Here is a 19,925-nt window from a genome sequence, read left to right on the forward strand (position 1 = left end):
CTGCGGGCTGAAACAGAATTTATCGGGATGACGGCATGAATAATCTGCTGTCTGGTTGCCAAAAAACCATAATTGTTCCACCAACATTAAACAGCGAAACTGAAACGTTGAAATCGGATCGAAGCTTTAATGCGTATACAATATGGTTTGCTCAGTGTGTTTCTGGCGTTTGCGCCTCCGGCTTACGCACTGGACGCAAGTTCACCGCCGGTTCTGGCACCGCTGCAGCAGCAGGCGCAGGCCGCCCGCTTGAGCGCAGAGTTTCTGTCGCGCTATCATTACAAGCCTGTTCCGCTGGACGATGCCCTGTCCGCCAAGATCATGGACCGGTTTCTCAAGGCGCTTGATCCCGACAGGTTCCTCTTCGTCCAGACTGATATCGACGAGTTCATGGGCGACAGCACGAAGATCGATGACGCGATCAACAAGGAAGATCTGCGCATCCCTTTTTCCATTTTCAACGTTTATGAGCAGCGCGTTGTCGACCGTCTGACCTATGCCCGTTCGCTGCTCAAGCAGAATTTCGATTTCAGCGTGAAGGAAGATTATCCCTTTGTCCGGGACAAGGAGCCCTGGCCGAAATCCGAAGCGGAGAGCGATGAGCTTTGGCGCAAGCGGGTCAAGAATGACTGGCTGCGCCTGAAGCTCGCCGGAAAGACCGACGCTGCCATTCGCGATACGCTCGACAAACGCTATCAGAACTCGCTGGAACGCGCTTACAAGTACAAGAGCGACGATGTGTTCCAGATTTTCATGGATGCTTACACCACGTCCATCGAACCGCATACGGATTATTTCGGAGCAACAGCATCAGCCGAATTCGATATCTCGATGAAGCTGTCGCTGGTGGGCATCGGCGCGGTCCTGCAGGAGCGCGAAGACTACACGACCATTCGCGAGCTGATGGCGGGCGGTCCCGCACAGCTGTCCGGCAAGCTGGCTGTTGGCGATCGCATCACCGGTGTGGGTCAGGGCGAGCGTGGTCCAATAAAGGAAGTGGTCGGCACGCGCCTCGACGAAGTCGTCAAGATGATCCGCGGCGCAAAGGATTCCGTTGTCAGGCTGGACATATTGCCCGCCGATGCCGGTCCAGACGGCAAGCACCGGGTGATCAGCCTCGTGCGTGACAAGATCAGCCTCGACAAGCAGGCCGCCAAGAAGACCATTCTGTCGATCAAGGATGGTGATGCCACGCGCAAGATCGGCGTCATTACGCTGCCGGCCTTCTACGAGGATTTTGAAGCGCGCCGCAAGGGTGACAAGAACTACCGGAGCGCCAGCCGCGACGTGGCCAAGCTCCTGGCCGAACTGAAAAAAGACAAGATCGATAACGTTCTCATCGATCTGCGCAACAATGGCGGCGGTTCGCTGGCCGAGGCCATTGACCTGACAGGCCTGTTCGTCGGCAAGGGGCCAATCGTACAGGAGCGCAATGCCGGCGGCGAGGTCAATGTCGAGAAGGACAATCTGCCCGCACCGGCATGGACCGGCCCGCTTGCCGTCCTGATCAATCGCGGTTCTGCATCCGCATCCGAGATTTTTGCGGCGGCGATACAGGATTACGGCCGGGGTGTCATCGTCGGTGAGCCCAGTTTCGGCAAAGGCACGGTTCAGACCGTCGTCAACCTTGATCAGATCGCCCGCAACAGCAAGCCGAAATTCGGCGAACTGAAGATGACGGTTGCACAGTTCTTCCGGATAAACGGCGGCACGACGCAGTTGCGCGGCGTCACCCCGGATATCACCCTGCCTGGCTTCTCCGATCCCAAGAGTTTCGGCGAGTCGAGCTACGACAATGCTTTGCCGTGGGCGCAGGTCAAACCAGCTGATTATACGCCGATCGGCGATGTGAAGGCATTGCTGCCGCAACTGCAGAACCTGCATGACGCGCGGGTGCAAAAGGATCCGGACTTCCAGCGTTTCGTGGAAGATATGGCCGACCTGAAAGCGCAGCGGGAGAAGCGGGTTATCTCGCTCAATGAAACCGAACGCCGCGATGAGATGGCGGCGCAGGCCAGCCGCGTCAAGTCGCGCGAGAAGGTGAATGACGGGACAGGCACGGGCGACGATGACGATTCAGCCGACGCGACGACCCAGGATGACGGCCTGCAGGCCAATGAGCGCAGTCTGAGCGCTGATATCGCCATTGAGAAAGCCCGCAAGAGCGCCAAGGATGTGCTGTTGAACGAGGCGGCCCATATTCTCGGCGATGAAGCGGATTTGCTGGCAGGCGTTCCGAAACTTGCCGCACAGCAGCCGGCCAACAATACAACCGGCAAGTAAACGGCCGGACACCGTTTTTGCGATGCTGCTCCGCCCGGTCAGGCCGGGTGGGGCGGCATGGCACTGCCGATGATATTTTCCATGAAATATTGCATGGATTCACTGCGCTTTTTTAATGAACAAGTGTTCATCAAGTTAGGTTTCAATAGGTCAATATTATTGACCTACACCCCGCTCCAGTCTCATCCGATCCATGTAATATCCCGCCGACTTCAGAGTCGCATCGACGATTGCTTGATGACATCAGCCAGGAGGAGGGACCGCTATGACTATGTCGAGCCAATCACAGGATTTGCCCGCAGAGGGTGATCTCGCCCGCAAACTCAAGAGCCGCCACATACACATGATCGCCATTGGCGGCGCCGTCGGCGTGGGCTTGTTCCTTGGATCAGGCAAGGCCATTTCCATGGCCGGCCCCGGGCTGCTGCTCAGCTATGCCGCCGGCGGCATAGCCGTTTTCTTCATCATGCGCGCACTGGGCGAACTGCTTTTGCACAAGCCGGTTGCAGGCTCTTTCGCTACCTATGCGGAGGAATATGTCGGCCCGTTTGCGGGTTTTGCGACAGGCTGGTCGTACTGGTTCATGTGGGTCGTGATCGGCATGGCTGAAATCACGGCTGTCGGCGTCTACATTCACTATTGGCTGCCGAACGTGCCGCAATGGATCCCCGCCATGATAACGCTTGCAGCGCTCTACATCGTCAACGTCGTTGCGGTCCGGCTGTTTGGTGAACTGGAATTCTGGTTCGCGCTGGTCAAGGTGATAACGATCGTGGCGCTGATCCTCGGCGGTCTTGCCGTTATTGTCTTCGGCATCGGGGAGCTTGGACAGAAGGCCAGTTTTTCGAACCTGTGGTCACATGGCGGTTTCCTGCCGTTTGGCGTTTTGGGCGCGGTGCTGGCCCTGCAGATGGTGATGTTTGCCTATCAGGGTGTGGAACTGATCGGGGTGACGGCCGGAGAAGCCGAGAATCCTGAACAGGTGCTGCCGCGGGCCACGAATGGCATCATCTGGCGAATCCTGATTTTCTATCTTGGCGCGCTGGCCGTCATCATGGCTTTGTTGCCGTGGAACCAGCTCGATCCCAACACCAGTCCGTTCGTTTTCGTTTTTGACAAACTCGGACTGAGCATCGCTGCCGATGTCATCAATTTCGTCGTCATCACGGCGGCCGCCTCGTCCTGCAACAGCGGTATTTTCAGCAATGGCCGCATGCTGTTCACCTTGGCCCGGGCCGGTCAGGCGCCCCGCATGTTCGGCCGCGTCAACCGCAATCATATTCCGTTCCTGGGGATCACCGCATCGACGGCGGTGATGTCGATCGGTGTTGTCCTCAACTATGTGGTGCCCGAACAGGCCTTTATCTGGATCACCAGCATCTCGCTTGTCGGCAGCCTGTGGACGTGGTCGATCATCATGATTGCCCATCTTGGATATCGCCGTGCGGTTGCCAAGGGGGAAGCCAAGGCCGTGCATTTCCGCATGCCGGGTGCGCCGGTTGCCAATTGGCTGGTCGTGGCGTTTCTGGTGATGGTGGCCGTGTTCCTGGGTTTCGACCCGTCGACCAGGGTTGCGCTCTATGTTGCCCCGATCTGGTTCGGATTGCTGGCGATTGCCTATCAGTTCACGCGGCGGCAGCGGGTGCCCGTACTGACCGCCAGCTGATGGCAGGTTGCCGGACGTGAAAAACGGCGGACCGGTATGGCCCGCCGTTCTGTGCAAAGGATTTGACTGGAGATCGTATCAACTTTGCCACTTGGCGATGCTGGCTGAATGTCAGCATCGCCAAATTTCTTGCATCGGGTATTAGAAGTTGCGCTGGAAGCGGATCGCACCACCGAAGGCATCGTCGTTGCCGCCATGGGCAAGCGAGTAATCCTTACGGGCGCCATCGAACTTGGTGTAGTTGAATTCGGGCGTGATCGTGAAGCCCGGAACGATCTCATAGGCAACGTTCAAAGCGCCAGCCAGCGTGCCTTCGGATTCATAGGCAAGCTGTGCGTTGATGGTGGCCTTGTCGGAAACCTTGGCAGCCAGGCCGCCCCAGATGGCATAATCGCCTTCCCAGGTGCCGAACCAGTTGCGGCGGCCGAGCGGTGCATCGTCATAATTGGTCTGATAACCGCCCATAACCCATGCCGACACCGTGTCGGTGAACTTCACGTCCAGACGCAGCTTGCCAGCCCATTCTTCGACACGGGAGTCGTAGCCGACGATGCCGGAGATCTTGCCCCAGGACTGTTCGTACTTCGCACCGGCCAGCACATGCGGCATGTAGTCGTCGATGCGGTAGTCGTAGTTGAAGTAGCTGGCCGTCTGTACCTGGCCCTGTTCGGCGCCAATGATGGCGGAGAAGCCATTACCGGCATTGAACGTGTAGCTGACCTGGTTGCTGTAGCCAGACTGGTAGTTGATCACGTCGTCGTTGATGACGTTGCCGGCGTCACCTGTCCAGGTGCCGAAGATTTCATCGACCGTACCGATACGGAAACCGCCGAGCTCGATAAAGGCCTGGGGAATGGACGAACCGTTGGAACCGTTCCTGTAGTTGAAACGTGTTTCAATGAAGGAGCGCAGTGTGCCGAGTTCTGTTTCGCTGCGTGCATCGAAACGGACAGTTGCGCGGGTCAGAAAATCATAAGTGCCATCGCCATCGGGATCGGAACCCTGATTGACGTGTCCGCCCTTATAGACGTCATCACCGCCTTTGACATCAGCGCGCAGATAGCCGCCGATTTTCAGGCAGGTTTCGGTGCCGGGAATGTAGAAAAAGCCTTTGCCGTAGGCATCGCAAACGCGAACATATTCAACGGCTTCTGGTTCGGCGACGACAACTGCGTCAGCAGCGCGTGCGCCGGTTACTGCAACGAGCGCTGCAGCCGAGCCGAGTAGAAAGCTCTTGATCGTCATGGGGGATCTCCACAATCTATTGAAGAAGTTGCTCAGCCGTATTGCCTTGCAACGAACAGATGAAATCGCTGTCTGCACAGTCCGTAATGGAGATTTGTAACGGTTTTATCACGCAACTGATCTGGGCAGGCGAGCCAATGTGGTTTCTTATAAAAACCATGTCATGTCTCGGCCTGTGTGCCTTTCCTGCAACAGTCGGAAGCCGCTCATTTGAGGTCAGGCCAATGCAATACCGTGACTGAAAACGCGGTGAGTCGGTCGCCGTGCACGACCTGCCGGCCGCGGCAAAACATTTGCAATGAGAACTGTTTGATTGCGCCGGTAAAACACAGCGGCGGGCTCGACAGGGGATATGAAGCAAAATAACACTGAACCATGACCGCAGCCAACGAAGACACCATCGCCAATCGCATTAGCCGCATCCTTGCGGACCGGATTGTGACCGGCCAATTGGAGCCGGGTGCAAAGCTGCGGCAGGATCATGTGGCGGAAGAATTCGGAGCAAGTCACGTACCGGTCAGGGAGGCCTTTCGCAAACTTGAAGCACAGGGCCTTGCCGTCAGCGAGCCGCGCCGGGGCGTGCGCGTTGCGTCGTTTGATCTGGCGGAAGTGCGCGAGGTTGCCCTGATGCGCGCCGAGCTCGAGGGGCTGGCGCTCCGCCACGCTGCGCCGCATCTGACATCCTCCATTCTGGACGAGGCAGAACAGGCCACCGTTGCCGGTGACAATTCCCGCGACGTGCGGTCCTGGGAGGAGGCCAACCGGCGTTTTCATCGGCTGATCCTCACGCCATGCGCCATGCCGCGTCTCTTGGCGGCCATCGATGACCTTCATGCGGTCAGCGCCCGCTTTCTGTTTTCCGCCTGGCGATCGGAGTGGGAAGTTCGAACCGACCACGATCACAGGGCAATCCTGGGTTTCCTGCGCCAGGGCAATATCGAAAATGCCGTTGCTGTGCTTGAGCGACACGTGCAGTGGATCGGACAAAAGCCGGTCAAAAGCCCGACGGGCTCGACGCGCGACGTTTTCGCTATCGTCGGCTGACCGAGGCAGGACTTCGTCAGCTTTTCAACTTTTCTGATCAAACCGACATTGCCGATTGTGCCTGCCGTTCGCGGTGGTTGCGTTTTCGTGCGTCTTTTATAAAATTATAGATAATTTATGATTCTATCTATAATATCCCGTCAAATGACGCATGAACATACGAGGTCGCACGCAAATGTTGGAACTGTCCACGCAGAAGCCAGACGAATATCCGCCCGCAATGGAGGTGGAGGAGCGATGGAACATCGATACAGCGAAAAAAATCTATAATTTGCCGTTCAACGATCTGCTGTTCCAGGCGCAGACGGTGCACAGGCAGCGCTTCGATCCCAATGCCATCCAGTTGAGCAAGCTGCTGTCGATCAAAACCGGCGGATGTCCTGAGGATTGCGGCTATTGCAGCCAGTCGGCGCATTATCCCACCGGGCTCAAGGCTTCAAAGCTCCTGCAGGTCGAAAAGGTTGTGGCAGAGGCGCGCAAGGCGCGTGACAGCGGCGCAACGCGATATTGCATGGGCGCTGCGTGGCGAAGCCCCAAGGATCGCGACATCGACATGGTCGTTGCCATGGTTGAAGGTGTCCGTGCGCTTGGCATGGAGACCTGCATGACGCTGGGCATGCTCTCGCCGCAGCAGGCAGCAAGGCTGGCCGGTGCGGGCCTCGACTATTACAACCACAACATCGATACATCGGAACGCTTCTACAGCGCGATCATCAGCACCCGCAGCTTTGCCGATCGCCTCGAAACGCTGGCGCATGTGCGCGATGCCGGCATCAAGGTTTGCTCCGGCGGCATCCTTGGCATGGGCGAGACGGTGGATGACCATATCGCCATGCTGGTCACATTGGCGAACCTGCCCGTGCCGCCTGAGAGCGTGCCGATCAACATGCTCATCCCCATTCCAGGATCGAAGCTGGCCAATGCTGCGCCGGTGGATCCCATCGAGTTTGTCCGCGCCATAGCCCTTGCCCGCATCCTGATGCCTGAAACCCATGTTCGTCTCTCCGCCGGGCGCTCGGACATGAGCGACGAGATGCAGGCCTTGTGTTTCCTTGCCGGTGCCAATTCGATCTTTGTCGGCGACACGCTGCTGACAACCGGCAACCCCGGCGAGGACCACGATGCCGCCCTGTTTCGCCGGCTGGGTCTGAAGGCCATGCCGCTGGGTGCATCGGAATGACGTCCGGATTTCTCGCTGGATACGAAAAATCCCTGGCCGGACTGGACCGGAGGGGGAGGCGGCGTTCGCTCGTGCCCCATGGCGGGGTCGATTTTACGTCCAATGACTACCTCGGCTTTGCCCATTCACAGCGCATCAAAAGCGCTATCGCCGCAGCGATGGAGCGCGGCGTCCCGGCTGGGTCAGGCGGCTCGCGTCTCCTACGCGGAAATCATGCGGAACATGCCTTGCTGGAAGAAGAGGCGGCGGCCTTTTTCGGCTCGCAGCGGATGCTGTATTTCTCAACCGGTTACGCCGCCAACGCCGCGCTGTTTTCAACCCTGCCTCAACGTGGCGATCTCATCGTCCATGATGCGCTTATTCACGCAAGCGCGCGTGAAGGCATTGCCGCGAGCCGGGCGCAGGCGGTGGCGGCGCGGCACAATGATGCCGAAAGCTTTGAAAATGAATTGGCCAAGTGGCGCAAAGCGGGCGGGCGCGGCCATGGCTGGATCGCAGTGGAAAGCCTCTATTCGATGGATGGGGACCGCGCGCCGCTTGCTGAACTTGCGGCGCTCGCGGACCGTTATGACAGCTTTCTTGTGATCGACGAGGCGCATGCCACCGGTGTGTTCGGCAGGGATGGCCGTGGTCTCGCAACCGGACTGGAACGGCGGGACAATGTTGTCCTCCTGCATACATGCGGCAAGGCGCTGGGGGTATCGGGTGCGCTCCTGGGGGCAAATGCTATGGTCTGCGACTACCTCGTGAACCGCGCTCGCTCCTTCGTCTACTCAACCGCCCCGTCTCCGCTGATGGCGGCAGGGGTGCGCGAAGCGCTCAAAATGCTGGCCGAAGAACCCGGGCGCCGTCTGGATCTGCAGCGCCTTGCGATGTTTGCGCAGACATATCTTGCCGAAACAACCGGCAGGGGAGGCAGCGGCTCGCAAATACTGCCCGTCATGATCGGTGATGCGATCCGTGCTTTGCGTGTCGCCGAGCGCATGCGCGCGGAAGGGTTCGACATCCGCGCGATCCGCCCGCCAACGGTGCCGGAAGGCACCGCGCGATTGAGGATAGCGATCACATTGAATATCGATGAAACCGCCATCGCCCGGATGCTGGATTGCCTGAAAACAGCCCTTGCCGAGGAGGCCGCATGACACAGCGTTTTGTCGTGACAGGAACCGATACCAATATCGGCAAGACGGTCTTTTCCGCCGCATTGGCCGATGCGCTCGGCGCTTCTTACTGGAAGCCGGTCCAGGCCGGTCTTGAGGGGGAAACGGATAGCGAGGCTGTCAAGCGCCTCGGCGGGATCCCTGCCGAAAGGATCATGCCCGAGGCATGGCGCCTGCGCACGCCGGCATCTCCGCATCTCGCTGCCCGGCTGGACAATGTCCGGATACAGCCGGAATTGCTGGTTCCACCCCCGATGCGGTCGCCACTGATTATCGAGGGTGCCGGCGGCGTCTTGGTTCCCCTGACGGAAACAATGGTGTTCGCCGATGTCTTCTCACGCTGGCAGATACCGGTCATTCTGTGCGCCCGCACGGGATTGGGAACGATCAATCATACATTGCTGTCGCTGGAGGCGTTGCGGCAGCGCTCGGTACCGGTTTTCGGCGTCGCCTTCATTGGCGATGAGGTCGCGGATAGCCAGCACATCATCGGTGCACTGGGGCAGGTCCGCTGCCTCGGACGGCTGCCGCTGCTTGAAGCCATGACACTCGACACGCTGCGTCAAGCCTTTCGGCAGCATTTCGACATTGCGCATTTCCGGACGGTGACCGCATGACCGGCGCCCTCGCATCATCGCCGGTCTGGCATCCATTCACGCAGCACGCGCTTGAACCCGCAATGAAACACATTGTCAAAACGGAGGGAGCCTGGCTGTTCGACGCGCAAGGCAATGCCATCCTTGATGCGATTTCTTCCTGGTGGGTCATCACGCACGGCCATCGGCATCCACTGATCATGGAGGCGATCCGCACCGCCTGCGACAGCTACGACCAGATCATCTTTGCCGAATTCACCCATGAACCGGCGGAAAAGCTGGCGCGCGGCCTGCTGGCCGTGGCGCCCGCAGGCCTAGCGCATGTGTTCTATTCGGACAGCGGGTCGACCTGCGTGGAAGTGGCATTGAAGATGGCGCTCGGCTTCTTCCACAACACCGGTGCGCCGCGCTCGCGCATTGTCGTCATGGAAGACAGCTATCACGGCGACACGATTGGAACCATGTCGGCCGGGGAGCGCGGCACCTTCAATGCGCCCTACCAGTCTCTGTTGTTCAGCGTCGACCGGCTGCCGTTTCCATCGCCCGGCCGCGAACAGGCCACGCTCGATGAATTTGAAAGGTTGTGCCTGGGCGGTCAGGTCGCGGCATTGCTGGTTGAGCCGCTGGTGCTCGGGGCAGGGGGCATGCGGATGTATCCGGCTTTTGTGCTGGCCGAACTGAACCGGATTGCCGGGCGGCATGGCGCATTGCTCATCGCCGACGAGGTGATGACGGGCTGGGGGCGTACCGGAACGCTCTTTGCCTGTGATCAAGCTGGCATTGCGCCGGACATATTGTGCACGTCAAAGGGTTTGACCGGCGGTGCCCTGCCGCTGGCCGCCACGCTGTGCACAGCGCCGGTCTTTGACGCACATCTGTCGACAGACCGCAGCCGGATGTTCTTTCATTCGAGTTCCTACACCGCGAATCCGATTGCCTGCGCAGCGGCCCTCGCCAACCTTGCCGTGTGGGAAAACGAGCCGGTCGAGGCGCGTATTCAAGCGCTGCAAGCCATGCATCGCGAAAAACTCAAACGGTTTGCGGCCGATGACCGGTTCAGCAATGTGCGGCAGACGGGCACGATTGCAGCGCTTGATCTGGACGTTCCCGCATCGGGTTATCTCTCGGATGCCGGACCGAAACTGCGGGCGTTCTTCCGCTCCCGAAACCTGCTGATCCGCCCGCTCGGCAATGTCGTCTATCTGATGCCGCCCTATGGCGTGGCTGAGGCCGATCTTGATCGTGCCTATGACGCGATTGACGAGGCCGCGGACTTGTTTGCGACAGGCGCACGATGAGCCGTATCGCCGGTTTGGGCCATTACGTTCCGGAGCGCCGCGTGGAAAACGCGGAGATAGAGAGCAACCTTGGGCTCGAACCCGGCTGGATCGAGCGAAGGACGGGTATCCGCACCCGGTACTGGGCAAGGGATGGCGAACGGCTCACCGACCTCGCCGCAAAGGCCGGGCAGTCGGCAATCGATGACGCCGGGCTGCAACCGGCCGATATCGCCTTGACGCTGCTGGCCACCTCAACGCCCGACCATCTCCTGCCGCCGTCGGCGCCGCTGCTTGCGCATCGGCTCAAGCTCGTCAATTCGGGTGCTCTTGACCTTGCGGGCGCCTGTTCGGGTTTCCTCTATGCGCTGACACTCGCGGATGGTTTCGTGCGCACGCAGAAGCGTCCGGTTCTCGTGGTTGCCGCCAACATCTTAAGCCGCCGCATCAACCCGGCCGAGCGGGCCAGTGCCGTCCTCTTTGCCGATGCGGCAGGGGCGGTCATTCTGACGCCATCGGCAGAACCGGACGCAGGTCTGCTCGGTGTGGATTTGGCCGCCGATGGCAGCCATTATGACCTGATCTCCATTCCCGCCGGAGGATCGAAAAGGCCGTTTTCGCCTGACATGGCGGCGGCGGACGGCCTGATGACCATGCGTAACGGCAAGGAAATGTTCGCGCAGGCCGTGCATATGATGACGCGCTGCGCCGAACGGGCAATGGCGGATGCGCGTATTGGCCCGCAGGACGTCAGCCGCTTCGTGCCGCACCAGGCCAATGCGCGTATTTTTGATCTCGTCAGCGGCAATCTTGGCATTGACGGGGCGCGGACGGTCCGTACCATAGCGGCCTACGGCAATTCCTCGGCGGCCACCATTCCGCTGTCCCTGTCGCTGGCGCATCGTGACCGGCAATTCATGCGCGGTGAACGGCTGTTACTGACGGCTGCCGGTGCCGGTCTGACCGGCGGTGCCGTCGTCTGGGGTGTCTAGGCCGGTGTCCGAGTGAGTTGGCACGCGCCGCACTATTTCTGAATGTTGCGCATGATCATGTCGTAATGCGCGTTCACATAGTCGTCGAGTTGCGGCAGGTTGGTCTGGCAGTCCAGGAGTTTGTCGATCGTCAATGTCAGTGCCGGGCTAAGCAGGATATGGCTGCTCTCGCTGGTCGCGGCTCCCGGCCGGAAAACACCTTCCCGGACGCCCTTTTCAATGAGGTTCTGAAACATGGTCAGCATGGGCAGGACAAACTCATTGTAATGAGCCGCAGTCAGCTCGGGAAAACTCCGGCCGTCGGAAATCAGAAAGCGCAGGATTTCCCGCGAGTAAGGATTGACGGTCATGTGCTCGTAGACCGTGTCGAGGAAAAGCCGGATGAGCTCATGCGGCGGGCGGTTCTGATGCTCGCTCAGAAACTGTTCCTCGTTGAAAATCGGCTGCGAGAGTTTGCGCACGACATCGTGAAACAATTCTTCCTTGTTCTGGAAATAGAGATAGATCGTGCCTTTGGTCACGCCTGCCCGCCTGGCCACATCTTCGATGCGGGTGGCCGTATAGCCGCGCTCGACGAATTCATCGAACGCCGCATGCAGAATCTCCTGCGGACGCTGCGCCTTGCGGCGGGCCCGCACGCCGGTGCCTGGTCCGGTTGCGCTTGACGCATTTTTTATTTCGGCCATGATTTCATCCAATGGAGCCTTGAAGTCGACTTGGACAACATTATACATTGACTGAACAACCAGTCAATAATATACCCGTCACACCTTTTCATGGATTGGTTGAATGATGCGGCCTGACTTTTACTCCTCTGGATTTGTGGTTGAGCGCCAGCGGCAATGGTATGATCCGTCTGCCGTGCCCAAGGTGCTGGCATTGGTTTTAGGGCTTGTCCTGCTGGCGGGTTGTCAGCCGCAAAAGGCCGCTGAACAGAAGCCGCCGGCGCAGGTGAATGCTGCGAAGGTTGAATTCACCGACTATGCGCAGAGTGTTTCGGTGGCCGGCGAGATTCGGGCGAAGATCGACAGCAATCTTTCGTTCCGGGTGAGCGGCAAGGTGACCGAACGGCTTGTGGATGTAGGGGACCATGTTGCTGCGGGCGACGTGCTTGCGCGCATCGACCCGGCCCAGCAGCAGGCCGACGTTGCCGCGTCCGATGCGGCGGTGCGCTCCGCCGAGGCGCAGCTGCGCCAGACCACTTCCGCCTTCGACCGGCAAAAAGCGCTGCTCGCACAGGGTTTCACCACGAGGAGCGCCTATGACAGTGCTGAGGAAGCCCAGCGTACGGCACAGGGCTCTCTCGATGCGGCCAGGGCGCAGTTGCAGACATCGCGCGAAACCCTGTCCTATACGGAGTTGAAAGCTGATGCTCCCGGCGTGGTGACCGCGCGCAATATCGAAGTGGGGCAGGTGACGCAGATCGCATCGACCGCTTTTACGGTGGCGGTGGATGGTCCGCGCGATGCTATCTTCAACGTCTATGAAGGATTGGTGACGCGCAATATCGGCAATCAACAGATCCAGATTGTTCTGTTCGACAATCCCGCCGTAACGGCTGCCGGAACCATTCGCGAGGTCTCCCCGACGGTCGACGGTGCCTCGGGTACCGTGCGGGTCAAGGTCGCGGTACAAAACCCGGCACCTGAGATGGCCCTTGGTTCCGTGGTGATCGGAACGGTGAAGTTGCCGGCCGTCAAGGCAGCCGTCCTGCCATCGTCAGTCTTGACATCGGACAATGGCAAGCCTGCCGTATGGGTCATCGATCCGCAGACCGGTGCCGTCGGCCTGCGCGATGTGACCGTAACGGCCTATGAGTCGCTGACCGTCGCCATCGGTGGCGGATTGCAGGCGGGCGAACAGGTCGTGACGACAGGCGGGACGCGGTTGCGGCCAACCGAGATTGTAGCAATCAAGAGTGGTGATCCGTCATGAGGCGTGTTCTCGTTTACGGCGCAAGCCTTGTGTGTCTGGGTGTTGCTCTCAGTGCCTGCCAGAGGGAAGGCGAGGCCAAGCAGCCGGAAGTCGTGCGTCCGGTCCTGTCGGTCGTCGTCAAATCGCAAACACTGCAGGTCCGGGGATTTGCCGGCAAGATCGAACCGCGTTTTGAAACCCAGCTCGGCTTCCGTACCCTTGGCCGTATCGTGCGTCGCGACGTGTCGGTCGGAGACCAGGTTTCAAACGGACAGGAGATTGCGGCAATCGATCCGCTCGCGCTGGAACTTGCTGTGCAGGCGGCGCAGGCGAACCTGTCATCGACCAAGGCCCAGCTGGCCAATGCGGCGTCAACAGCCGACCGGCAGAAGGCACTCCTCAGCCAGAATTCGGCAACAGAAGCCGTCGTCGATCAGGCGCAGCAGGCCTATGAAGCCGCCGTCGCCTCGGTTGTGCGCTCAGAGGCTGACCTGACGAAGGCGCGCGAAGAACTCGGTTATGCGGTACTGCGGGCCGATTTCGATGGCGTGGTGACGTCTTTGCAGGCGGATGTCGGGCAGACGGTGACTGCGGGCCAGCTGGTGGCCGTTGTCGCGCGGCCTGACGTGCGTGAGGCGGTCGTCGATATTCCCGAAACGGTGGCCGGCGCGATCACAGCCGGAAGCAAGTTCGGTGTCTCGCTGCAAACCGATCCGACCATACAGACGGCGGGTGTCGTCCGGGAAATCGCGCCTCAGGCGGATGAAGCCACGCGTACGCGCCGGACACGCATCACGCTGCAGCAGCCGCCGGAAGGGTTCCGCCTGGGAACCACGGTGACGGCGTATCTCACCACCGCCGCCGATCCGCGCATCCGCATTCCGGCAACGGCAATCCTCGACAGGGATGGCAAGGCCTTCGTCTGGCTGGTTGATGAAAAACAGGCGGTGGTTTCGGCCAGGGAAGTCAAGCTGGAAGACCGCACCCATGCGGATGCCATTGTCGTGTCCGGGCTGGCCGACGGCGACCGGATCGCCACGGCCGGGGCGCATAGCCTGGCCGAAGGCCAGAAAATCAAGATGACTGACGGGAATCCGCTATGAAGAAGTTCAACCTCTCGGAATGGGCGCTCGATCACCGCTCTCTCGTCTGGTATTTCATGATCGTTTTCACGATTGCCGGGATTTTCTCCTATCTCAATCTCGGCCGTGAGGAAGACCCGAACTTCACCATCAAGACCATGGTGATCTCAGCGCAATGGCCGGGAGCCTCGGTCGAGGACACGACGACTCAGGTCACCGAGCGGATCGAAAAGAAGCTCGAGGAACTCGATACGCTGGACTACACCCGCAGTGTCAGTTCGCCGGGATCGACGACGATTTTCCTCAACCTCAAGGATACTGTGCGCGGCGATGCCGTCACGCAAACCTGGATCCGTGTCCGCAACATGATCCGCGATATTTCCCCGCAATTTCCGCAAGGTGTTGTCGGCCCGTTCTTCAACGACCAGTTCGGCGATGTCTATGGCAATGTCTACGGTTTCACTTCGGACGGGTTGAGCCGGCGGCAACTGCGTGATTACGTCGAGGACATCAGACGTAAAATCCTGACAGTTCCCGATGTCGGCAAGGTCGAGCTTGTGGGTGCGCAGGACGAGGCGATCTATCTGGAGTTCTCGCCCAAGCAGGTTGCGGCCCTCGGGCTCGACCAGCAGGCCATCATCAGCACCCTGCAGGCGCAGAATGCGATTACCCCGTCGGGCGTCATCGAAACCGGCCCTGAACGGGTGATGATCCGGGTGAACGGCCAGTTCGTATCGGAGAAGAGCCTGCAGGCCATCAACCTTCGCGTCAATGACCGCTTCTTCCGGCTGAGCGATGTCGCACGGGTTACCCGCGGCTATATCGATCCGCCGACGAGTCTGTTCCGCGTGAACGGCAAGGAAGCCATCGGTCTTGCCATTGGCATGAAGCCGAACGGAAACCTCTTGAAGTTTGGCGAACACCTCAAGGCGCAGATGCAGCAGATCACGGCCGATTTGCCCGTGGGCGTTGGCGTCAATCTGGTTTCGGACCAGCCGCAAATCGTCGAGGAGGCCGTATCAGGCTTTACGCGCGCGCTGTTTGAAGCTGTTGCTATTGTGCTGGCGGTCAGCTTTGTCAGCCTGGGCATGCGGGCCGGATTCGTGGTTGCACTGGCCATTCCGCTGGTCCTGGCGATCACCTTCATGGTGATGGAATATATGGGCATCTCGCTCCAGCGTATTTCACTGGGCGCGCTGATCATCGCGCTGGGTCTGCTCGTGGATGATGCGATGATCGCCGTCGAGATGATGGTGGCGCGGCTTGAGGCAGGAGACAATCTGCGCAAGGCCGCCACCTATGTGTACACGCACACGGCCTTTCCAATGCTGACGGGCACGCTGGTGACGGTGTCCGGCTTCATTCCCGTTGGCCTCAACAGCAGCGCGGCGGGTGAATTCACCTATACGCTGTTCGTCGTGATCGCCGTATCGCTGATTGTTTCGTGGATCGTGGCGGTCATTTTCACACCGCTGCTCGGCGTGACATTGCTGCCGAAGACCATGAAGAACAAGCACGAGAACCCTGGGCGGTTTACCCTGTGGTTCCAGCGCATTCTCCTGCTCTGCATGCGGTTCCGCTGGGTGACCATCGCCGCCACTGTCGTGATTTTCGCGGTGTCTTTGTACGGAATGGGTCACGTCCAGCAGCAGTTCTTCCCCAACTCCGACCGTCATGAGCTGATCGTTGACTGGAACCTGCCGCAGAATGCCTCGATCCTCGAAACCAAGGCGCAGATGGACAAGTTCGAGGCGGAACAACTGGCCGGCAACGCCGATATTGATCATTGGAGTTCCTATGTCGGGCAGGGTGCCATCCGCTTCCTCCTGTCATTCGACGTGCAGCCGTCAAATCCGTTCTTCGGGCAGACGGTGATCGTAACGAAGAGCCTGGAGGCCCGCGACCGGCTGCGGACGAAATTGCAGGCCTGGCTGAAGAACGAGTTTCCGAGCACGGACGCCTTTGTGCATCTGCTGGATATCGGCCCGCCCGTCGGCCGCCCGGTTCAGTACCGGGTCAGCGGTCCCGACGTGCAGAAGGTGCGCGACTACGCCCACGATATGGCCAATCTGATTGCCGGCAATCCGTCCATCGGCGACATCACCTTTGACTGGAACGAGCCCTCCCGCGTCATCAAGGTCGACGTGCTGCAGGACAAGGCGCGGCAGCTCGGAATCACCTCGGAATCGATTGCCTCGTCGCTGAATGCCGTTGTCGGCGGTTCGACGATCACGCAAGTCAGGGATTCGATCTATCTGATCAATGTGGTTGCGCGGGCCCGCGCCGATGAACGCGGCTCGATCGATCAGCTTCGCAATATCCAGCTGACGACCAGCAACGGCCAGTCCGTGCCGGCTGCCGCTGTTGCAAACTTCCGCTATGAACTCGAGCAGTCCGTGGTCTGGCGCCGAGCACGCCAACCCACCATCACGCTGAAGGCCGGTATCCTTGGCGATCTTCAACCAGCAACAGTGGTGTCGCAACTCGCACCCAGGGTTGCCGAGTTCGCCGGCAAGCTGCCGCCCGGCTACGGCGTCGTCGTTGGCGGTGCGGTGGAAGAAAGCGGCAAGGCCCAGGCGCCCATCGCGGCGGTTGCTCCGCTCATGCTGTTTGCCATGGTGACCCTTTTGATGATCCAGTTGCAAAGCTTCCAGAGGCTGTTCCTGGTCTTTGCGGTGGCACCGTTGGCCATCATCGGTGTCGTTGCCGCGTTGCTCTCCAGCAATTCCCCGTTGGGTTTTGTGGCTTTGCTTGGCGTCCTCGCATTGATCGGCATTCTGATCCGCAATTCGGTGATCCTTGTCGTCCAGATCGAGGATCTCAGACGGGAAGGCAAGGATCCATGGAGCGCGGTGGTCGAAGCGACGGAGCATCGCATGCGGCCGATCATGCTGACGGCTGCCGCGGCCAGCCTTGCGCTCATTCCGATCGCCCGGGAAATATTCTGGGGTCCGATGGCCTATGCCATGATGGGCGGCATTATCGTGGGCACGGTGCTGACGCTTCTGTTCCTGCCTGCTCTCTACATCGCGTGGTTCCGCATCAAGGCGCCGGACAATACTACCCCGCCGCAAGCGCATCAGGAACCGGCAGGTGTAAACGCATGACGGATAAGGCGGGCGCCAAGTGCTCCCGCCAGAGAATGGAAACAGCATGAGTAACCCGGCACCGGACCATCCTCTTCACACGCTGCGCGTCATCGAGTTCGAGGGAATAGGGCCGGGGCCGCTTGCCGGGCTCATGCTCACCAATCTTGGTGCACAGGTGACGGTGATCACCCGCCCGGTGCAACAGCAGCTCATGCGGGCGTTCGGCGGCGATGCGGATGAGAATCCCCTGCGCCGCAACAAGCGGGTCATTCCGCTTGACCTCAAGACGCCGGCGGGTGTTGAGCAGGCGCTTGCCCTGATCGCGGGCGCAGATGCGTTGATCGAAGCCAACAGGCCGGGTGTGATGGAACGTCTTGGTCTTGGGCCTGCCGAATGCGCGGTTCATAACCCACGGTTGATCTATGGACGCATGACCGGCTGGGGCCAGACGGGACCGCTGGCGCAGGCCGCTGGTCACGACCTGAATTATCTGGCTTTGACGGGGCTTCTTTCGCTCGCAGGCCGTCCGGGTGAGCGGCCTATGGTCCCGCCAACCGTTGTCGGTGACGCTGCGGGCGCGCTTGGCCTGTGTTTCGGTATCGTCAGCGCCGTGCTTGATGCGCGCGTGTCGGGCAAGGGCAGGGTGGTTGATGCGGCCATCGTCGACGTGGTTGCCATGCTCGGAACAATTGTTCAGCTGGCGCGATCGAGCGGACAGATCGACAGCGCCTCCGCAAGCCCGTTCCACGACTCGCCCTTCTACGACAGTTATATCTGTGCCGACGGGCGCTTCATCACGGTCGGGGCGCTTGAAAACCAGTTCTATGCTTTGCTGCTTGCCAAACTCGGGCTTGCCGATATTGATCCCGCGTCCCAATATGACCGGACGCAATGGGCGGGGCTGAAAAGAAGATTCACTGACCTGTTCGCGAGCCAGCCGCGCGAGCACTGGTGTGCACTTCTGGAGGGAAGCGATGTGTGTTTCGCACCGGTCCTCAGCATCGCCGAAGCCGTCGGTCACCCCCATAACAAGGCGCGTGAAATCTACAGGCAGACGTCTTCCGGCCTGATAGAAACCGCTCCGGCGCCGCGGTTTTCCTATTCCAAACCCGACTGACAGACGAAATTGGCGCCAATAAAAATCCGGGGCCTTGCGGCCCCGGATATTCACATCTTGCGATGATTAGAAGTTGCGCTGGAAGCGGATGATACCGCCGAAGGCATCGTCGTTGCCGCCATGGGCAAGCGAGTAGTCCTTACGCGCACCGTCAAACTTGGTGTAGTTGAGTTCCGGTGTGATCGTGAAGCCAGGAACAAGTTCGTAGGCCACGTTCAAAGCAGCAGCAAGGGTGCCCTGTTCTTCGTAAGCAACCTGTGCATTGACCGTTGCCTTGTCGGAAACCTTGGCAGCCAAGCCGCCCCAGATGGCGTAATCGCCTTCCCACGTACCGAACCAGTTGCGATGGACGTTGGTGTTGAAAGACCTGTCGTCATAGTTGGTCTGGTAGGCACCCATTACCCATGCGGTAACGGCATCGGTAATCTTCACGTCCAAGCGAGCCTTGAAGCCCCATTCTTCGACGGCAGAATCATAACCGGCGATACCGGAGATCTTGCCCCAGCTCTGTTCCCACTTCGCACCAATGAGTGCATGGGGCATGTAGTCATCGATGCGGTAATCGTAGCTCTGACCATTCAACGTTTCAGCTTCGCCCTGTTCAGCGGCGATGATGGCCGAGAAGCCGTTTCCGCCCGTATAGGTGTAGCTGACCTGGTTGCTGGCAAAGCTGTTGTACTGGATCACGTCGTCGTTGATGATGTCGCCGGCATAACCAACCCACGAACCGAAGATTTCATCGGCGACGCCGATGCGGAAACCGCCCAGTTCGATAAAGGCCTGCGGAATGGAAGTGCCATTGGAACCGTTCCGGTAGTTGAAACGGGTTTCAATGTACGAACGCAATGTGCCAAGTTCAGTTTCCGTACGGGCATCAAAGCGGATCGTGGCACGGGTCAGAAAGTCGTATGTGCCGTCACCGTTGGGATCGCTGCCCTGATTGACGTGACCGCCGGTGTAAACACTGTCACCGCCCTGAACGTCAGCACGCAGATAGCCGCCGATCTTCAGACATGTTTCCGTGCCCGGAATATAGAAGAAGCCGGCACCATATGCGTCACACACTTTGACGTATTCGACGGCTTCCGGTTCAGCGACAACGACTGCATCGGCAGCGCGGGCCCCCGATACCGCGATAAGCGCAGCAGCGGAGCCAAGAAGAAGACTTTTGATATTCATGTTGATCTCCAGTTAAGGATCATTGTTTTAGGGGCAAGCCAAATTCGCAATGCCTCACTTATGTCTTACTTTGGTACCCTTTTGGTCAAAGGACATAACTG

General features: G+C 59.5%; 15 protein-coding genes. 12 read left to right on the forward strand and 3 right to left on the reverse strand.

All coding sequences use genetic code 11. The features are described 5' to 3' along the window. The first annotated feature begins 129 nt into the window (after nucleotides 1-129). Nucleotides 130-2,283, forward strand: coding sequence for a carboxy terminal-processing peptidase (locus ACTJJ7_RS17890; protein ID WP_440968348.1), 2,154 nt, complete (start codon nucleotides 130-132; stop codon nucleotides 2,281-2,283). 265 nt (nucleotides 2,284-2,548) lie between these two features. Then, nucleotides 2,549-3,949 carry an amino acid permease gene (locus ACTJJ7_RS17895; RefSeq protein ID WP_440968349.1) on the forward strand — a complete coding sequence of 467 codons (1,401 nt, stop codon included), beginning with the start codon at nucleotides 2,549-2,551 and terminating at the stop codon, nucleotides 3,947-3,949. Nucleotides 3,950-4,090: 141 nt separating this feature from the next. Here the strand turns inward: ACTJJ7_RS17895 and ACTJJ7_RS17900 are convergent, their stop codons facing one another. Further along, complete coding sequence (locus ACTJJ7_RS17900) at nucleotides 4,091-5,194, reverse strand: porin (protein WP_440968350.1); 1,104 nt, start codon at nucleotides 5,192-5,194, stop codon at nucleotides 4,091-4,093. Between the two features lie 375 nt (nucleotides 5,195-5,569). Between ACTJJ7_RS17900 and ACTJJ7_RS17905 the strand changes: the two genes are divergently transcribed. The 6 genes from ACTJJ7_RS17905 (at nucleotide 5,570) to ACTJJ7_RS17930 (ending at nucleotide 11,443) form a co-directional block, all read left to right on the forward strand. Further along, nucleotides 5,570-6,238, forward strand: a complete 669-nt coding sequence (locus tag ACTJJ7_RS17905; protein ID WP_105733332.1) for a GntR family transcriptional regulator — start codon at nucleotides 5,570-5,572, stop codon at nucleotides 6,236-6,238. Nucleotides 6,239-6,458: 220 nt separating this feature from the next. Next, nucleotides 6,459-7,418 carry a biotin synthase BioB gene (gene bioB, locus ACTJJ7_RS17910; protein ID WP_245457848.1) on the forward strand — a complete coding sequence of 320 codons (960 nt, stop codon included), beginning with the start codon at nucleotides 6,459-6,461 and terminating at the stop codon, nucleotides 7,416-7,418. After that, nucleotides 7,415-8,560: an 8-amino-7-oxononanoate synthase gene (locus ACTJJ7_RS17915; RefSeq protein WP_440968351.1), complete on the forward strand. Its 1,146-nt coding sequence runs from the start codon at nucleotides 7,415-7,417 to the stop codon at nucleotides 8,558-8,560. Before bioB ends, ACTJJ7_RS17915 begins: the two co-directional genes overlap by 4 nt. Then, nucleotides 8,557-9,195: a dethiobiotin synthase gene (bioD, locus tag ACTJJ7_RS17920; protein WP_440968352.1), complete on the forward strand. Its 639-nt coding sequence runs from the start codon at nucleotides 8,557-8,559 to the stop codon at nucleotides 9,193-9,195. Before ACTJJ7_RS17915 ends, bioD begins: the two co-directional genes overlap by 4 nt. After that, nucleotides 9,192-10,472: an adenosylmethionine--8-amino-7-oxononanoate transaminase gene (locus ACTJJ7_RS17925; protein ID WP_440968353.1), complete on the forward strand. Its 1,281-nt coding sequence runs from the start codon at nucleotides 9,192-9,194 to the stop codon at nucleotides 10,470-10,472. Before bioD ends, ACTJJ7_RS17925 begins: the two co-directional genes overlap by 4 nt. Continuing rightward, nucleotides 10,469-11,443, forward strand: a complete 975-nt coding sequence (locus ACTJJ7_RS17930) for a beta-ketoacyl-ACP synthase III (protein WP_440968354.1) — start codon at nucleotides 10,469-10,471, stop codon at nucleotides 11,441-11,443. Before ACTJJ7_RS17925 ends, ACTJJ7_RS17930 begins: the two co-directional genes overlap by 4 nt. Before the next feature lie 32 nt (nucleotides 11,444-11,475). Here the strand turns inward: ACTJJ7_RS17930 and ACTJJ7_RS17935 are convergent, their stop codons facing one another. After that, nucleotides 11,476-12,129: a TetR/AcrR family transcriptional regulator gene (locus tag ACTJJ7_RS17935; protein WP_158531303.1), complete on the reverse strand. Its 654-nt coding sequence runs from the start codon at nucleotides 12,127-12,129 to the stop codon at nucleotides 11,476-11,478. A 103-nt stretch (nucleotides 12,130-12,232) separates the two neighbouring features. Here ACTJJ7_RS17935 and ACTJJ7_RS17940 point away from each other — a divergent pair, with 103 nt between their 5' ends. From ACTJJ7_RS17940 to ACTJJ7_RS17955, 4 genes are read left to right on the forward strand one after another with little or no spacing between them, the layout of a single operon-like run. Continuing rightward, nucleotides 12,233-13,378, forward strand: coding sequence for an efflux RND transporter periplasmic adaptor subunit (locus ACTJJ7_RS17940; protein WP_440968355.1), 1,146 nt, complete (start codon nucleotides 12,233-12,235; stop codon nucleotides 13,376-13,378). Continuing rightward, nucleotides 13,375-14,460, forward strand: coding sequence for an efflux RND transporter periplasmic adaptor subunit (locus ACTJJ7_RS17945; protein WP_440968356.1), 1,086 nt, complete (start codon nucleotides 13,375-13,377; stop codon nucleotides 14,458-14,460). The genes ACTJJ7_RS17940 and ACTJJ7_RS17945 overlap by 4 nt, the downstream gene beginning before the upstream one ends. Then, entirely contained in the window at nucleotides 14,457-17,546 is a 3,090-nt protein-coding gene (locus ACTJJ7_RS17950; RefSeq protein WP_440968357.1) for an efflux RND transporter permease subunit, read from the forward strand. The genes ACTJJ7_RS17945 and ACTJJ7_RS17950 overlap by 4 nt, the downstream gene beginning before the upstream one ends. A gap of 46 nt (nucleotides 17,547-17,592) precedes the next feature. After that, nucleotides 17,593-18,645 carry a CaiB/BaiF CoA transferase family protein gene (locus tag ACTJJ7_RS17955; RefSeq protein ID WP_440968358.1) on the forward strand — a complete coding sequence of 351 codons (1,053 nt, stop codon included), beginning with the start codon at nucleotides 17,593-17,595 and terminating at the stop codon, nucleotides 18,643-18,645. 66 nt (nucleotides 18,646-18,711) lie between these two features. Here the strand turns inward: ACTJJ7_RS17955 and ACTJJ7_RS17960 are convergent, their stop codons facing one another. Continuing rightward, a complete protein-coding gene (locus ACTJJ7_RS17960) occupies nucleotides 18,712-19,824 on the reverse strand; it encodes a porin (protein ID WP_105733342.1) in 1,113 nt (370 codons plus the stop codon). Nucleotides 19,825-19,925 lie beyond the last annotated feature (101 nt).

Source organism: Phyllobacterium sp. 22229 (genome assembly GCF_052056495.1).
GTDB lineage: Bacteria > Pseudomonadota > Alphaproteobacteria > Rhizobiales > Rhizobiaceae > Phyllobacterium > Phyllobacterium myrsinacearum.

Excerpts from the sequence above, each read along its gene's own strand:
- ACTJJ7_RS17890 (WP_440968348.1), top strand. The coding sequence starts at position 130 with ATGCGTATACAATATGGTTTGCTCAGTGTGTTTCTGGCGTTTGCGCCT.
- ACTJJ7_RS17895 (WP_440968349.1), top strand. The coding sequence starts at position 2,549 with ATGACTATGTCGAGCCAATCACAGGATTTGCCCGCAGAGGGTGATCTC.
- ACTJJ7_RS17900 (WP_440968350.1), bottom strand. The coding sequence starts at position 5,194 with ATGACGATCAAGAGCTTTCTACTCGGCTCGGCTGCAGCGCTCGTTGCA.
- ACTJJ7_RS17905 (WP_105733332.1), top strand. The coding sequence starts at position 5,570 with ATGACCGCAGCCAACGAAGACACCATCGCCAATCGCATTAGCCGCATC.
- bioB (WP_245457848.1), top strand. The coding sequence starts at position 6,459 with ATGGAGGTGGAGGAGCGATGGAACATCGATACAGCGAAAAAAATCTAT.
- ACTJJ7_RS17915 (WP_440968351.1), top strand. The coding sequence starts at position 7,415 with ATGACGTCCGGATTTCTCGCTGGATACGAAAAATCCCTGGCCGGACTG.
- bioD (WP_440968352.1), top strand. The coding sequence starts at position 8,557 with ATGACACAGCGTTTTGTCGTGACAGGAACCGATACCAATATCGGCAAG.
- ACTJJ7_RS17925 (WP_440968353.1), top strand. The coding sequence starts at position 9,192 with ATGACCGGCGCCCTCGCATCATCGCCGGTCTGGCATCCATTCACGCAG.
- ACTJJ7_RS17930 (WP_440968354.1), top strand. The coding sequence starts at position 10,469 with ATGAGCCGTATCGCCGGTTTGGGCCATTACGTTCCGGAGCGCCGCGTG.
- ACTJJ7_RS17935 (WP_158531303.1), bottom strand. The coding sequence starts at position 12,129 with ATGGCCGAAATAAAAAATGCGTCAAGCGCAACCGGACCAGGCACCGGC.
- ACTJJ7_RS17940 (WP_440968355.1), top strand. The coding sequence starts at position 12,233 with ATGATGCGGCCTGACTTTTACTCCTCTGGATTTGTGGTTGAGCGCCAG.
- ACTJJ7_RS17945 (WP_440968356.1), top strand. The coding sequence starts at position 13,375 with ATGAGGCGTGTTCTCGTTTACGGCGCAAGCCTTGTGTGTCTGGGTGTT.
- ACTJJ7_RS17950 (WP_440968357.1), top strand. The coding sequence starts at position 14,457 with ATGAAGAAGTTCAACCTCTCGGAATGGGCGCTCGATCACCGCTCTCTC.
- ACTJJ7_RS17955 (WP_440968358.1), top strand. The coding sequence starts at position 17,593 with ATGAGTAACCCGGCACCGGACCATCCTCTTCACACGCTGCGCGTCATC.
- ACTJJ7_RS17960 (WP_105733342.1), bottom strand. The coding sequence starts at position 19,824 with ATGAATATCAAAAGTCTTCTTCTTGGCTCCGCTGCTGCGCTTATCGCG.